Source organism: Candidatus Zixiibacteriota bacterium, assembly GCA_036480375.1.
Lineage (GTDB): Bacteria > Zixibacteria > MSB-5A5 > GN15 > JAAZOE01 > JAZGGI01.
In genome coordinates this window covers 201,557-219,102 of record JAZGGI010000024.1, presented here as the reverse complement: position 1 = coordinate 219,102, position 17,546 = coordinate 201,557, and the positions used below count along the sequence as shown (strand labels likewise).

Annotated in this window: 7 protein-coding genes; all 7 read right to left on the bottom strand. The window is 45.0% G+C overall.

Translation table 11 applies throughout. The annotated features are described in order from the left end of the window. Positions 1 to 306 precede the first annotated feature (306 nt). The 7 genes from V3V99_07025 to V3V99_06995 all read right to left on the bottom strand — a co-directional run bounded on the left by V3V99_07025 (position 307) and on the right by V3V99_06995 (position 16,804). Positions 307 to 1,368 (bottom strand): peptide-N-glycosidase F-related protein, encoded by a 1,062-nt coding sequence (locus tag V3V99_07025; GenBank protein ID MEE9442403.1) that lies wholly within the window; start codon positions 1,366 to 1,368, stop codon positions 307 to 309. A gap of 4 nt (positions 1,369 to 1,372) precedes the next feature. Next, positions 1,373 to 4,453: a glycoside hydrolase family 38 C-terminal domain-containing protein gene (locus V3V99_07020; protein ID MEE9442402.1), complete on the bottom strand. Its 3,081-nt coding sequence runs from the start codon at positions 4,451 to 4,453 to the stop codon at positions 1,373 to 1,375. A gap of 24 nt (positions 4,454 to 4,477) precedes the next feature. Continuing rightward, positions 4,478 to 6,412 (bottom strand): sodium:solute symporter, encoded by a 1,935-nt coding sequence (locus tag V3V99_07015; protein ID MEE9442401.1) that lies wholly within the window; start codon positions 6,410 to 6,412, stop codon positions 4,478 to 4,480. A 44-nt stretch (positions 6,413 to 6,456) separates the two neighbouring features. Then, a complete protein-coding gene (locus tag V3V99_07010; protein ID MEE9442400.1) occupies positions 6,457 to 7,596 on the bottom strand; it encodes a carbohydrate-binding family 9-like protein in 1,140 nt (379 codons plus the stop codon). 82 nt (positions 7,597 to 7,678) lie between these two features. Further along, positions 7,679 to 8,644 (bottom strand): glycoside hydrolase family 130 protein, encoded by a 966-nt coding sequence (locus V3V99_07005; protein MEE9442399.1) that lies wholly within the window; start codon positions 8,642 to 8,644, stop codon positions 7,679 to 7,681. Positions 8,645 to 9,184: 540 nt separating this feature from the next. Next, entirely contained in the window at positions 9,185 to 11,539 is a 2,355-nt protein-coding gene (locus V3V99_07000; GenBank protein MEE9442398.1) for a dockerin type I repeat-containing protein, read from the bottom strand. A 132-nt stretch (positions 11,540 to 11,671) separates the two neighbouring features. Next, positions 11,672 to 16,804, bottom strand: a complete 5,133-nt coding sequence (locus tag V3V99_06995) for a cohesin domain-containing protein (protein ID MEE9442397.1) — start codon at positions 16,802 to 16,804, stop codon at positions 11,672 to 11,674. Between the last annotated feature and the right edge of the window lie 742 nt (positions 16,805 to 17,546).

Here is a 17,546-nt window from a genome sequence, read left to right as displayed (position 1 = left end):
TGATATGTTGGCCTAAACCGGTGATTGCCAAATTTGGGTTGACCGTCGAGGCATGGCATTGATAACATTCAATATTTTCATCAATATGTTCATCATGCTGACCGGAAAGGTTCTGCGGATTTGATCCGATGTCGTGGCAGGATAGTCAAATATTTCAATGGCTGGAATCATTATTGGAGGTGATGGATTTTTGAATTCGGGAATTACTCCCATCAAACTCTGGAAGCCATGACAAAAACCGGGATAATCGCATGCTTAAAAGAGCATATTATTCTCAGATACATTCAGTAGGATGAGGGATGATGTTTACCACTTGATCAGGTTAGCCTTCTTTTTCCATCCCAGCAGGTGGCTGGATATTCGCCAGTAGCCATGATTGTTTTTCTCATCATCCGGGCGGACGTTTTCAATCACGAATTTTATTTTATGTTGACCCGGTTTGAGATAATCGGACAGATCGATTTGAACCGGATCGACTTTGTCGCCGGGGCACCATCCGCTGCGACTGTAATCGGACGACCAGTAACCGTCGGACCAGCGGCGGGTGTACGGATTTATTTCTCGAAACTGACGACAGTCATCGCGCCAGGGTTGAAACCGATAGACGATTCGATCGTCAACGTAGATAACATTGTCTTTGGGAATGAATTCATCGGCTCCCGAACCGTCAGTGCAATGTCCCGAGACAAAATAATTCATTACGACGCATTTCATATCATCCGGGACGGTCACATCGATTTCCACGCCCTTTTCACCGTGCTCTTTGGAAGTGTAGGCCTCAGTGAACATGATGCCTTCCACCCAGTCAGGATTATAGACGTAATCGATATATATATCTTCCCCGGTACTATCTTCGATAGGTTCAAACTTCAGGGAAAAATCGACCTTCCAGGCCGGCGAAACCCAGGTGTCGACAAATCCCTTGAAAACGCATTTGTCCTGCAAAAGCGCGGCCAGATGCGATACGTCAACGTTATAAACAGTATGCCCGCCGTAGGACGTAATAAACTTGACAATTTCGATATCGGCCATCCCATCTTTACTCAATCTTATATTTCCGGCTCGATCCCATTTATCGTGCACGGTAATTTCGTCTTTGGGAATCGGGTTAAGTTCGACATGAGCGGTGATTCTCATTTGATCGCCAATAGTCGGGAGTTGTTTTTCGCTATAGATCTCTCTTCCGTTATCGGCCGAGAGGACTTCGGTCGTCGCGTATTTTGACGGTTCATCGAGTGAGAAATGGATATCGTTTTTTTGAAAGATTTCAATTGAATATTCTTGTGAAAAACATGAGTTACTGAAAATAAACAAAAGAGTAAAGGCATATAACAAGATATGTTTGGCTTTTGGGAATTTTCCGGACATAAAATTATCCCTTTAATTTGTAGGTTTTAATTTCGAACGGTTTGAGAGTTATCTCGTAGGTTTCCTGCGGAGGATACAATCTTTCGTCTTTCCATTCCATCAGCGAGGTTTCAATAAGATTGCGATCTTTATTATTTTTGACATATAATCGGCCTCGCGAACCTCTGCCCTTCGTTTCCAACAGACGCAAAATCAGGCAATTTTCTTTTTCGGCCTTTTTGACAACTTCCAAAGATATTCCGTCTCCGTCGATTGAAATGGGCATCTCGCGCCAGTCAAATTTGTATCCGTTAAATATCTCAATTCCCTGATTTAATTTGGCCGCTTCGGCTATGACTCGGGAATGAATCAAGTCACCCTGATGCGGTAAGAGACTATATGTAAATTTATGGTGTCCGATATCGGCATCGGGATCCGGATAATTGGGCGAACGCAAGAGATTTAGATCAAGAATATTATCATGCACTTTGTATCCATATTTGCAATTGTTCAACAAGGTCACACCATATTCGTTATCGGATAAATCAGCGTACCGATGGCCAACGGTTTCGAAGCGGGCTTTATCCCATGATGTATTGCAATGCGTCGGTCTTTTTATATAGCCGTACTGGATATCAAATGAGGCTTGAGGAAACGATACGTTTACCGGAAATGAAACGCGGAGCATGCGATGTTTTTCCTGCCAGTCAACTTCGGTATTAAAATCAAGTCTTTTGCTGTCTGCGGTTAGAATAATTTTCTGTGTGATGCATGAGTTGCCGACTTTCATTCCAAATGTCAATATACTGCGAACCGGTCCTGATATATTTTCGAAATTTTTGCATGATTTGGCGCGATCAACAATAGCGCCTTCGTAAAAAATATCGATATCCCAGGCGTCCCAATTGTTGGGATGATCATCATAGAGAGTAAGCAGATTTCCCGCATCGCCCTCGCGCATAATTTCCCGCCGCGTTTCTTTATCATAGGCGCTTATGAGTCGGCCGTCTGAATTGAACTCGTATTTCACTAAACCGTTTTCGAGGATCAAAGAATCTTTTAGTGTGATAGACAATGAGGGGTTATTTAACTTTTTTAATGTCAGGAAGGAATAAGGCTCGATATGGATTTTTGAAATCGTTTTTCCGTTTTCATCCTGCGCAGGCAGTATGTCATTTGGTTTATCCACTTGACTGCAAGCCGTCCATCCTTCCGGTAATGCAATCGAATTGTCATAGGGGCAGGCCAGACTGTTGAATAATACCAATGAATCGTTGTCTTTTCCGAATAGTTGCTCAGCGGCGGTTTCAAATAACATTTCACATTTTTCGAGAGCTTCGGTATGCTCTTTGTGAGTGGTTTGATAGACTTTGGTTATGCTCGAACCGGGAATGATATCATGGAATTGATTTATGAGTACGGTTTTCCATATTTCGTTGATTTCATCATGTGGATATTTATCCAGAGGAAGCGTTGACCATAACATTTCCAGAGCGCGAAGTTTCAGTTCCAGTTCTCGGTTGGCTTTCTTTACTCTGGCTTGAGAGGTCAGGGTGCCACGATGAAGTTCGAGGTATAACTCTCCGTCCCAGGTTTTCAATTTATCACGCTGAGAATCAAGCCAGTCAAAATATTCATGGGCCCGTCCGAACTTAACCCGAGGACTTCCTTCAAGGTCGGCCATCCGACGACCCAGTTCGATATTTTCTTCTTTGGGGCCGCCTCCTCCGTCACCAACGCCGAAGAGACTAAGAAATTGATCCAGACGGTCTTTTTCTTTGAAATGGGTTTGAGCCGGAACAAGAAAATCGGTTCCGAGTTGGCTGTTGTAATTATTTTCCGGCGGGAAATGAGCGAGAACTTCACGGCTGTCTATTCCGCGCCAGATAAATGTATGGTGCGGAAATTCGTTGATTTGATTCCATGTTAATTTTTGCGTCAGGAAATACTTGAGACCACTTTTTTGCATTATTTGCGGCAGCGCCGGAGAATATCCAAAAACATCCGGCAACCAGAGATTTTCGACTTCATAATCAAATTCATCCTTAAAGAAATTTTTGCCATGTAATATCTGCCGAATCATCGACTCTCCTGAAATGATATTACAGTCGGCTTCGACCCACATTCCCCCCTGCGGTTCCCAGCGTCCGGATTTGACGGCAGATTTAATTTTTTCATAAAGCTCGGGATAGTGATTTTTCACGAAGAGATAATGCTGGGGCTGCGAAGCGCCAAAAACGTATTCTGGATATTCATCAATTAGTTTCAATTGATTGGCAAAGGTTCGAGCACATTTACGAACCGTTTCACTGACCGGCCAGAGCCAGGCGGTGTCGATATGAGCATGCCCCACGGCAGTAACGGTCAAATCGGAAGCAGACGCCGGTTTGTTTAATTCTCTTTTTAATATGGCATTGCACTTGTCGAGATTTTCTCTCGTGTCGGCATAAACATCGATAGCTTTATTAAGGTATCTTATAATCCTGGATCGACGGATACTGTCTTCGGGAAGAGTTTTAACAAGACCTATAAGAATTTTCAAATCAAGCCAGAGATGCCATAATTCGGAATCGAATAAAGCAAGGCTCATTGCCTTCACTCGGGCGTCATATATACCGTAACGGTCTGGTGCGTCGAGACCGGGATCGGGATTTGTGATAACTCCAAAAAGTCCATTGGCTGCCGTTTCTACCCAGAGTTCAATCTTATCCCCGGCTTGAATAGTGCTATCGAGATGAACAATATCCCGGCTAAAATCCGCGTCGAAGACTGAGCCGTTAGTAATACCCTGAATTATCTCACCGTCAGGTTTATAAACCAATCCTTCCCCGCCAAAATCGAGATGTGCCACGATTTTGCCGCCGCTCCAATTATCGGGAACGCTTCCTTCAAGGTGAAACCATGCGCTTTGCCATGCCTGCCCCCAGATTTCACCGGCATTAATTTTTTGGTAATTTCCGTCTAATCGATTGGAAAACGCGACCGGTTCTTTGCAATTATAATACTCGGCTTTGAAGGGAATCGAATCGATAATAATCCGATGGGCGATTCGATCTCGAAACTTATCAAATCGATTGATATATATTTGTTCTTCTTTTTTGTTCACTAACTACTCCACGCAATTTCGATCTCAGGAATGATTATCTTCGGTTATAAAGCCGTCGTCAGAATCATCCCGTTTCATCGTTTTCAGCCGGCTAATCATCTTATTCAAATCTCGGAAGCCGCCTATGGAAAACCAAACAATGGAAATAACCGCCAACACGACTTGAATTAAAATATACGTTTTCCAAAAAGTCATCCAGCTCTCGTCGCCGACATCATGGGTCAGATTATAAATTGTGCCGACAATAAATATAATTGTCCAGACGCCGGTCCAGATATAGTTGACAATATAAATGAATTTGTCGCCGCGTGTGAATTCTCTTCCCATACCAAGCATTTTCCAACCACGAGAAGGAACCTTAGCGATGATTATACTTTCATCCTTCACGGCATATTGCCCACGTTTCAAAAGTTTATCCATATTATGAGTGGGAGCTTTACCCAAAAGAGAAACGACCATATAAACCACCGAACTGCCGAACATGCTTATCATCCAGAACCATTGACCATTAATAAAAAAGTCATCAATGATTTGATGAATAATAATCCCTCCGACGGCGATCGACGATCCGGTAATCATAGCCGCCCAAGCCGCGGCGGTAGTGCCTCGTTTCCAGTATAATCCCCCGATAATAATCGCGCCGGAACCGCCGGCAAAGATGGCCCCCGTAATGGCGAAAAACAGAAATATATATTGACTCTGTTTGAATAACAGACTGAAGAAGAATATAAAGACGGCTACGAATACTATTGCGAGGCGCAGCGCTTTAAGATGCTGCCCTGGGGTAAACGGTTTTTTTCGGAACGGCATTATCACGTCCTGCACCAGGATACTGCCCCAGGAATGCAGATAGGAATCATGGGTACTAATAAAAGCGGCGACCATAACCGCGACAAAGGCTCCGATCAATCCCCGGGGAAGAATATGAGAGAGCACCATCGGTACTTTTAATTGATTACGGACGGCCTCGGTTTCGGCTCCGGCAATGGCGTCTTGCACCTGCAAAGCGATCCCTGAGAAATCGGCGTGATTTAACATCGTGTAGGCGACAATCGGTATAAACATAAAAAGTAAGGTCTGGGGCAATCCTCGCCAACCCGATAAAACACTGCCCATTTTGGCCTCATGAGCGCTTTTGGCAGAGGCATTGTACCCCTGAGTTCCCTGCCAGGACATCGTGCCATACATTATTCCAAAAATCCCAACCAGAAAATACCAGAAATTGAAATCCTCGACATGACTCGTTTTAAATGGATTTATGAGAGACGCATCTGTTGGGGCCGACGATAAAGCCTCAAAGATATGTGTCCAGTCAAACGATATAAACATGTAGATGATGATGGCGACAAAGACAATATTGACGAGAAGTCCCTGAAAGAAATCGGCGATGATTACGGCGATCTGTCCCCCGGAAAAGACAAAATATAATGACATACTCAACAGAATTATCATAATCAAAGGAAACGTACTGACGGATAATCCCATCAATGATATCTCATGCGGCAATCCGCAAAAGTAAATAAAAAACCTCGCACCCACGGCGGGGAAAATTCCAAAATTGATAATACCTGAGAGAAACGCGATCATCCCTGTGAATATTCTGAAATTGCGGCTGTAGCGGACTTCAAAAAACTGCGGTAGAGTCAAAGACCGGGTTTGGCGAAAACGATAAATGACCCAACCCGAGACAGTGATAACGAGTACAACCAGGGCCGAACTCATCCCCCACCAGGCCATGGAAAACCCGGCGATGAGATTCATTTCGAGATTGCCAACGATAGTGATAGCTCCCAGACCGGCCACGCCGCTGGCAACGCTGATGACGTATCGTCCGGCCGAACGACCGGCGGCGAGAAAATCGGCGACGCTGCGCATTAGACGTCTGGCGGCAAATACGGAGAAAAACATCAGTCCCAGTACAACAAATACAATGGCCCAATCAATAAGGGATAAATTCATTCTATGGATTTTCCTTCTTCATTTTTCAATATCATAAGTTTCTGTCAGTTTTCGGAACTCCAGATTCTGCCATCCTGAGTAATATGAAGATTCGAATTTTGACCCGATGATTTTAGTATGACCTCAAATTGAGTTTCTGATATAGATACATCGGGCGGCCAAATATAACCTTCGATGGCCGTAACATCCAAATTCAATGAGGATAAATCGATTGTAAAATGGCCGTATTGCATCCGATGGGTTTGTTCAGCATAATACAATTTGCGAAGAAACCATCGAGCCGAAGCGTTTTTCGGATCGATAAATACATCTTCTCCATCGCCGACAACGGTATTTGAGAATTGAACGTATCCCCACATTTCGGGATAATGCATCGCGATTAGTCCCTGCGGCGACCAGACCCAGTTATCTTCGGGAAGAATCTTCCCTATCGCGGAATCGGTTTGCTTTATATATTGTCCGTCGTCGATGAAGGTTTGCCATTCTACTCTCGAGAAATTGACTCGCCAGATATCTCCGTTTTTGGGTGGGGCGGGGCGATGGGCACATTGTTTCAGAACATTCCAGGGAATCGCTATCTCAATGCTCCAACCGCGGTCAATATCACCGGGATTGTTTATTGTCCCATCGATATAAACAGCTGTTTTCAAGCCCTGAATGTCCCAGGCATTAATGGCCGGGCCGCCGTCGCGGTAGGGTTTGTTAATCAATAAATCCCATTGGGTATTAAGAGCGTTTACTTCCAGTTCATAATATTCATGCGTATCACCATCCGGATCAATAAAGACTTCAAAATCGTTATCATGGTAAATGACGGCGTCTCGCTTTTGGAGTTTGCCCCAGACATGGGGTTCTTCCATTTCGGCGGCGATGTAAAAACAGGAGCTATCCCAGAGCATTTTGGCCCGCGTCTTAAACCGGGGTTTCGATTTATTATTTCCTTCGATATCGATAAAACAATCCGTCCACGGCGCGAGCGACCAGCAACGCTTATCCAATTTTCCATCTATATTTATGGTGCCTGATGTCATGTAACAGATATAATTTTTCGGCGAGAAATCTATTTGAGGAATGGGAAAGCTGTCATCAGAGATTTTTTTTGTTTTCGCCCCATCGAAATTGGTTTGACAGGACAGGAGTAATAACACACAGATTAAATATACAATACATAAATTTATTCTCATATCGGAAACCTCTGAAATTGTGTCGGTTTGCCTTTTTTATTGGCGTTTTTCTTTTATATCATTCAAATTTTATGATCTCCTTTTACGAACCGGCAAAGCAGGCATCGATCAAGTCACCTATTTTATCGGTGGCAAGGCAGATGGAAGTATCAGCGGCGCCATAATAAAGCCATAGTTCGTCTTTGCGTTTCGCGGTATCTCCGAGGGGTAATCCGGGCACTACCGCCCCTGTGGGGAAAATTACATTGGGCACCTGGCCGATCAGTTCATAATCTTCGCGCGGCTCCAGAATATTATATTTGCCGCGCGATATTATTTCCCCGGGATTAGATAATTCGAGAAGGGCAACACCCGCTTGATAAATATTTGAAGAGGCAAAATGGGTGGCGACCCCGTGATAAATCAAAAGCCAGCCCTGCTCGGTTTTAATGGGCGGAGGTCCGGCTCCGATAAGTTCATCCCAATAATGTTCTTTCCCTTTCATTAAGATTTTTGATTGCCACCAAGTCAAAAGATCATCGGATTCCATGAGTCTGATGGCCGAACCGGTTGGAGCGTTGCCAACCATTCGAATCACATTAGGTCGATCCAACATTATATATTTGCCGTTAATCTTATCCGGAAACAAAACTCCGTTACGAGAATCTTCGTCAAACAAAATGCCCAAAAAGTCGAATTTTTCGAAATCATCGGTAACAATCAGACCAAGTCGGCAGCCGGATTCCAGATCCATCGTGACGACGATGTAATAACGGCTATCGAGATATATTATCCGGGGATCATAAATATGAAAAATATCGGATTCTATTTTCTCTATACCGTTGAGTATTATCTCATGACTATCAATTTCAAACTTGTAGCCATCTGGGCTGCTTGCCTTCATGAGAAAGGTTTCCCGGCCCCGATTTTGCACTCTGAGCAATAAAACCGTTTTGCCGTTATGAATTATCGCTCCGGGATTGAAAACCGAACTGACATCAATCAAGTGGGGTTGGATTGGGGGTATATCATTTCTGGTTAAGATTGGGTTATGTGGGTAACGATGCACTTGATTTATCCTAAATAATATGATTAATCAGTTATGAGATTATAAGAAAAAATCGGACATGATATAACAAATATTTTAAGGGAATATGATTATTTTAAGCAATGATTCGACGAAAATGGCAATTGAATATACTTATCTATACTTTTTTTAAGGCATGCGGAGGTCTCTCACCTAACCTGGGAACGACATTAGGAAGTATTGAAACCCCGTGCATGCCATTAAATTTACTGGAGCCGTTATGTCATTTTAATATCGAAACTCAATTCTGTCAAGGTTCTTATTAACTCGGAAAGAAATCAGAGCACTTTATTTTCAACACTTTGGCAGCTTTTCCTTTGATCCATATATAAAATCGGCAGTTATGATTAAAAAGTTTATTGCGAAATTACGTGATTTTGATGGGGAAATGTCCGATAATTTAAAAAATAGCCCCTTTGCCGCCGAATGGTGATTCAGCGCCGAAAGGGGCTTTCCTGGGGAAAGACAAACCAGGAATTGCGAGGGGCGGGTTAGGGATGTTAATCCCTATTTTTTACGTCGTCAATCAGAGCACGGGGGTGAGCCTCCTTTAAATACATGATTTATTAAATAAACAGCGTCCCCCACATTGAGTTCTCCGTCGCAGTTGGCATCCCCGTATAGAGTTTGGGCCGGTCCTGGCCCTCCCTTAAAAACATGATTTATAATGTAAACCGCATCCCCGATATTGACGTTATCATCTACATTGGCGTCGCCTCTCACGTAAAAACTCATTCTAAAAGTTTGGCTTGACCAGGTCGATAAGCCCACGCGATTGATACATTTGGCTCTCCAATTATAGGCGAAATAGAGATCAAAATTGCTCAACGGAATCGGAGCGTAATTCGTATCCAGATTATCAAGGATTATGTCTTCGAATTCAGGATCTTCGTCTTCCAGCCAAATATGAAGTAAGTAAGTCAGGGTATCATCAGGAATACTCGAAGCGGGTTTGGTCCAGTTAAATTCTTCATCCTGTCCGTCTATAGTATTAATGTGATTGTCATGAATAGGAATCGTTAAATCAAACTCTCCCGGTGGAAGCATTAATGAGCTTAAAATGATCGACCAATCTGTTTGCGTCGATAATCTCTCGGCTCCATAACTACTTATCGCCTTTACTCTCCAATACAATTGCCCCACTCCGAGATCGGAGGTGGCATCGAGTTTTATCGAGGTTCCGATAATTCCGGAAAAGACTTTTGTATCCGGCCCGGGAGTGAAATCCGGAGTATCCGAAATTTGTAGCTCGTATATAATCGGATCCAAATCATAATACGAAACCGCTTCTCCCCATGAAAAACTCAGGGAATCTCCTATTTCGAATTCCATTTCAAACAGGTTGACTGGTTGTATCAGGTTAAATTCCTGAGGCGGCGCGTTTAGGAGTAAAACACTCCCTTCTCCCGATACCGGTAATTCAACACCATCTACATCGCTGACATAAATCGAATCAATGGTCATATGATGGATACCGCTGCCAATATTTTTTAGATGAATAGTCGCCAGATGTCCCGGACCGTCAACAGCGATACGCTCCCAGAATATCAATGATTCGATAATAAGCCTGGTCGAATCTTCATTAAATCGGGAATAAAAAGGTACTGTTACGGCATTAGGCGGATGCATCAACGGTCCCTCATCCACGGGATACTGAGTTGTATCGACATTCATCTTATTGGCGGAAACGGGATCTGCTTCTACCGAATCTCCAACGCAAGTTGAATCATAAATGGCATAAGTGCATTCATAACCCCCACCACAGGTCGAATCGACGTCCCAGGCCGTATAATTCCAACCCAGACAGATAAATATATGCTCCGGATCCCAGGCCTGACATATCCAGTCGTTAAAATAAGTTGAGTCGAATTGATCTTCCGTACATACCCACGCATCGACGACCGTAGTGTCGACATCCCAAACGGTACAATGCCAATTATTGTAAAGAGTTGAATCGAGATGCCAGGCTGTCGCTTCCCAGGTGACGCATTCCTGAACAGGGTCCCACTCCAGGCATACCCAATCATTAAAATAGGTGGAATCAACAAACCATTCAATTATAACCCAGTCATTTATATAAGTTGAATCCAAATCCCAGGCAGTATATTCCCATAGGCCGATGCAGGTGGAATCTATCTGTTCTTCGGAGCACACCGAATCTATACACGTTTCCCCATCCCATTCAATACAAGTCCAGGTTCCGATACAGGTAGTATCGACCTGCCATTCCGTACAGGCTGAATCAATGGCAGTAGAATCAACATCCCATTCGATAAATTGAGAATCTATGGCAGATGAATCCACTTCCCATTCCACAAACATGGAATCAATACAGGTATAATCTATAGTCCGCCATTCAATACAGATCGAATCGATTGCCGTGGAATCAACCCACCATTCGAGAAATACAGAATCCATGCAGGTAGAGTCATAAGTTTCAACTACATAGATTGAATCGATGCATAACGTATCAACCAACCACTCGAAATATACTGAATCAACGCACGTCGAATCCTCCAAATATGTAAGGCAGATTGAATCGGTGGGTATTGAATCATAAAACCAATCGGTGCAGAATGAATCGAGGCAGGTGGTATCGACGTTAAAAGCCGCGCAGATCCAAAATGTCGAATCGGCCAGATAAGATAAATCTAAAAGTTCTTTATTGTAATTTATATATACGGTATAGAGATTCATTCCCGATACCGCGTCGTCGGCCCAAAGTTCGATATCAAATGTTTCTGACTGACCGCTCGATATTTTGACCGAATCCGGCGTCAGATATAATGATTGAGCCGCAACATCCCCGCTCGCCCACATAATCGTCCCCACAAGGAGGACAATCGGGATGATAATCAAAGATTTCATTGTTAACATTGTCTTTCCTCCAGAAACCAAAAAAGTAGTCTATTCTTTCCTAATTTTGCGGCGAAGCGGTACGGCTTCGTATGCGCCGCACCGCTTCACCCGCTTCAAAACCCCCCTCAAGGCTTTGATCAAATATTTGGCTTACTTCATCAGAACCATTTTCTGGGTCTTGACATACCCATTGTTATTCGCACTGGCCCTGTAGAAGTAAATACCGGAAGCAACCTTTTCACCATTATGGTCGCTGCCATCCCAGGTTATGTTAACCATGCCTGGACCGTCGTTACCGGAGAAGGTCATAACCGATTGCCCAACAATATTGAATATCTCAACTCGCCATTCGGTGGAATGGGCAAGAGCGAAATCAATAGTGGTTGTCGGGTTAAACGGATTGGGATAGTTTTGAGATATTGAAAATACTTCAGGTAATGCACCCGATGAGTAAACCGAACTAAAGGCAACATCGATATGATTATTATTGAAATCTCTCAAATCCATTTCAGGCTCTGAGAATTCGAAGCTGCCGTCTTGTAAGGCGCGGAATTTGATTACCGCAATCTCGGATGATTCGAACTGATTATCCTGACCAAATATGGCGCCATCAATATTAACTGTGGAACCATTGATCTGGTTAACCAGAACCGCCCGGTCATTATCAAACATCTCACCGGTTTCAATTGAGACCGCTTCCAATAAATCCGTATCATAGGTCATTGTCAGGCTGAGAGCCTTGACCGATGCGGATTCATTGACGCGAATTGTCGCATAGACATCATCGCCGGCTTTGAATTCCTGAGGAATCTCAGCCGAGATAGTGACATCTCCAATGGCCGGTTTGGCAATCACAGGATTGCGACCGATGCTCTTCTCAGCAGCCATGGCATCGAATGAGAAGAGGAAGATCAGGAAGTCATCGAAGTCAATCTTGCCATCGACTGTAGTATAGCCATTATAATCTCCAGTTGTCGTCGGACCGATATCGCAAGTGTCATTCCAGACACCGGTCTTAGCCTCAAGAGCATAGAAGGCGTTAGCCATGGTAAGGAATTCTGAGAACTCAATCTCACCGTCCACATTGAAGTCGGCGCCGAAGTAGTTCTGGCCTTCTGTCGTCAGATAATCTGTACTCCAGTTACCCGCATCATCTCTGATAAAGAGGCTGAAGTAATAAATATCCGGAACCATATCTTCGGCGACAAAGGTATGCTCTAATCCGGCAATATCATGAGCGCCAACGAAGTCAGATGTAATGGTCGGCGGATGGGTCGGAAGAACGTCATCATATTGAGGATAATCGTTCGTTCGTTGCCAGTTTACGCCGTACATCTGAGCATTCGTATGCTCGGACCAGCTTAGATCGACACTGGCCGGCCAACCGTTCTTACTGCCGTCACCTTCGGAAGGCACCGCAGTAAATGACGGGCTTCCCATTGACGACCAGAGCGGAGGCGTGGTATCAAGGATGATATCGTCGGAAATCCAAGCCGATTTATTACCGGCATCATCTTTCAACTGCATTTCCACACACTTGGTTCCTTCGCCCGCTGAATGTAAGGTCCACGGGTTATAGAAAATGGTGGGAGGAGTAATCGCTATCCATGATGTTTCCATGGAAGGAGCGCAGTTGCGGAATCTCACCCAAACAGCATCACCGGAAATAGCGGTAACCTCAAGAGTATTGCCAGTCTGCGAACAGGTATAACCGGCGGCCGCGCCGCAAGCAGGATCACCTACGATTTCCAGAACACCGGTCGGTTTCTCACGATCGAGGATAATGGTAGCGGAATCAAGATCTTCGCCACCTGCACGGTCATTTATCATTACATATACTTTTCGCAGGCCATCGCCAACGTCAAAAGTATGCGTTTCGGCACCAGTATAAGATTGATAGGCAATGTCACCTTTAGCGGGATCGCCAAAGGTTCCATCTTCGGAAATCTTAATCTGGTAAGGAACACCACTGTAACAGTTTTCGGTTAAAGTCAGAGTTATCGGATTGTTAAGATATCTGGTCTTTGCCGCTCCACCGCGAATCTCAACGAGGTCAATAACAGGAGCTTCGGTATCGACTGCTATTCTGTCCCAAGCCTGGACAGAGGTAACCATATCGGAGCAGTTCTTGCCCTCGAGATGGATATAATTCCAGTTGCATTCATTCGCTCCGGTCATATCAAATGTATGAGTGCCCGGAACATACTCAATCCACGGCTCGCCAGTTAGAACCATTGCGGCCGAGCTACCGGACATACCCATACGAATATGAGTAATGTTGCTGGTAGCGCCGGTCAGAGCGAGATTAGCGGTTAAATCATTAGTCCAGACATCGCCGCTATTAATCGCCAGAGTACCGACACTGGTTGTACCCCACATCATCATGCTGGTCGCTTCGGCTTCATCACTAACGTTACCAACATTGTCTTTAACGCTGGCAAAGACGCTAATAACATCACCCGGCGAACCGCCGCTGGTGTAGAGATACATTCCGGAATAGTATGTGAATCCGTCGGTGCCAACTGAGTCAGGCGTACCTAACACAGAATAGGTACCGGCTCCGGAGACATCGCCCATTTTAAAGCGATTAGGCGTGCCCGAAACTCCGAGATCATATTTATGATTCCAGTTGTTGGAGCATTCGCTTCCATCCGGATCGTAAATTACAAAGTTCTCAATAACCGGAACAGTGCGATCAAGAGTAATGACATCCGATTCAACTATGGATACATTACCGGCGTCGTCCTGAACGGCAAATGAGACTTCGTAATCGCCGTCGTCAAGCGGATCGTCTCCCAAATAGACTGAGAATGGGAATGCATTTCCAATCGGCCAGTAGCAAGCCTGCCAATCTGCGTCGTCGCATGTCAAGCTGGCTCCGCCGTCGTTAATCGAATAGGCATACATAGTAGCGCCGTAGTTGCCCCAATTTTCGACATATCCATTTACCGTAGTAAATCTTGACCGAGTAGGGACATTAAAGGAGTACAGCGAATTATCGGGGGCGCTGGTATTGTATTCAATACTGTTGCTGCCCCAGCCACTCTTGTTGCCATAAACGTCCGTCACCTGGACATAAAGTGTATGAACAATATCACCCGGATAGGTGGTGTTGTCCAGATCGACGTTAAATGAGGCCACAAACGGCTGAATCAGACGCAAATCACTACTATATGCCCACTGTACTTCGCCCTGATCGGTCGGGTCGGCGCTGTAATCGGTCGTAACATCGATAGTTACGCCAACAACGTGCGTCCAACCAGCTTCGGCGCAATCCTGCGAAGTAAGATCAAACGCCGGAGTCGCCGGAGCGGTATTGTCAACCGAGAAAGCAAGGTCAAGAAGAACGTGGTTCGTGCCCCAAGCGGTGCAATCATAAAGAAGCAGATTCAAAGTATGATCGCCAGTGGTCGGAACGAGAGCGCTGATATCAAAGAGGTGTGAACCGGTATAGGTTAAGACGCCGGCTCCACCCGGATAGACTATAGGAATCCATCCGCCTAAACCGTCTATCTTATAATAGAGACCCAACAGGCAATAGTCATCACCCAGTTCAAAATCGAGAGTCATGTCAAAAGCGTTCGAATAGACATCGTCCCCGGTCGGCGAACCGCTGAGAGCGGTGCTGACAAACCACGGAGAAACCTGATCGGAGACCGAAAACGCCATCGCCGGTGACATGGCCGGGATCGGATCGTTGTTCATATCCTTATAGGATGAAGCAACAGTTATGCTTCCCGCACCGACGGCGTCACCCTTGGCTTCAAACGTAACAGTAACCAAAGTTCCTGAGGCCGTTTGGGCCTCGGAATCACCACTACCGATATCGATAGCGATTGTGCCTGCTGTTGAATTGTCATAAACAAAAGCGACTTCACCCGGTAAATAGTCACCGGCTTCGATTAAGACAACATCCAAAAGGGCGTCATCATAGCTAATGACAAAATCAGCCGCCTTAAGAGCCATGAACGGATCGCAATCACCAGCATCATAGACAAAATCCACAACCATGGTTTCACCCAGAGCCAGATCATCATTATCCGGAGTCGGAGTATTGGTCGCCATTATGGCGTAACGACCCATGTTGGCGCCGCCCGGAATCGGGAACACCGACAAGCTGGCGACATTATCCGAATAAAAGTTGCCCACGTTGCTGACAGACTCCCATAGCACGTCCCACGGCGAGGCAAATGGATTAACATCCATTGCGGATACGCCATTGTTATTCAGGCAGTTGGTGTGAATCCGTAAATAATGTCCTGTCATGGGGTATGCGAAAACAACATTAATACCAACCGCACAACCTTGAACGTCATTACCGGAAATTGCACCGATTACCATACCAGCAACGGTAATACCATTGCCGACAGCTCCATCAATGTCATTTCCGGAAACTGCTATGGAAGCAACTGAAGGACCAATTACAATACCACTAGCGCCTCCATTTATAACGTTGCCCGACACAGCACCATCACCAGCGACAATGATTCCATCGTCGCCGCTGCCTGAGATATCGTTGCCTGTACAGGTCAAACCAGTTGAAGTCCCGTCAGTAGCATCAATACCATCATCGCCGTTAGTGGCCAGGGTATTATCAGTCAATGACGCGTTAGTGGTTTGCCCGGCAATCCTAATACCATCACTGCCGTTGTCATGAATATCGCATAAATTAACAGCGCACATATCCATGGCAGAGGCGCCGGCATTATTATCAAGTGCAACACCATTTCCGGTATGACCGAATGACTGACATACATTCAGAGTATTTCTGTCAGCGTTTAGCGAACCGGTGGAGTAAATCCAGAATCCCCAGGTGCCGTTGGACGCGACGACATTGTCGAACATTCCATCGGCCACGTTCATTGAGACGCCGCCGAGGTTATCATCCAAGATCACGTCGGATACGGACAAATTGGTTACCCCGGATCCACCTAAACCAGTGGCATAGCTCATTATTGTCATATCTGTCATTATGACTCCATCGGTGCCGGTAAGATTAAAAGCAGTACCGACTTGATAGGTCGGTGCAATTAATTCGACACTGCCATCACCGAGGATTAGGAGATCGTTATCGGTTACGGTGCAGGTTTCCTGATACACACCGACATGAATATGAACGGTATCACCGTTGATACAGTCATCAAGAGCGGCCTGGATTGTCTCGTATTCGCCAAATCCGGCGCCCGGTCCGACAACGTGACGCGCTGTCGCGAAGACCTGACCGGCGGTGAAAAGGCATACCAGAAAACCTAAAAAAAATAGTTTCTTTGTCATTGTCATCATTTAACCTTCCCAATTAAGGTTTTTTAAAAGTTCTGCGTTACGAAATAGATTTGTAACTGCAGTAACGGGATTTTGCGGCGTAAATCGCCACATACAGGGATTTCCGGTTAGGGAAGAAATCCCTGTATCATTCGGCACTTCAGAATTGAAGCGCCGAGAAACTGTTTACCATTGAGAAATGCAGGATAGCAAAGATATGCGGATTCGTATAGAACCGTCCCAGGTTAGGTGAGAGACCTCCACAAAAAACTTACATTTCCTAACATCATCTCGTGGTAAGTACACCTACAAGAGTGTATATCATGTAATACTTTGGCCCGTTATCACCCCCCTTCGCATCCAAGAGGTTAAAACACACTACTAAGCCTTGATCAAAGCCTGTTACTTGACCACTCTAATTACAAATATTAAGTTGTATAAAAAGTCGAGGCGAGTAAATAGAAGCGACGAGAAATATCCTTGTCGTCTCTTAGCGCATGTTCCCAGTGAGCGTTCCCAACGGTTCCCAGTTATTCCCAGTGATGTCCCCAGTATACACCCCTAAAGGCATAATCGTTGTCCCTAGTCGATATCTCGAAATTACCCCGGTGAGTTGTAGCTATGCTCAGCTTTCCATGCAGAAATTAAGCTTCGCTTCACTCTATCATTACCCCAACTGACTAATCGATAAGCAATCCTCCAGTTAACATTGGTACACAATCCTAAAAAAGTATATGTGCTCATGTTGTGCTCTTTTGGTTAT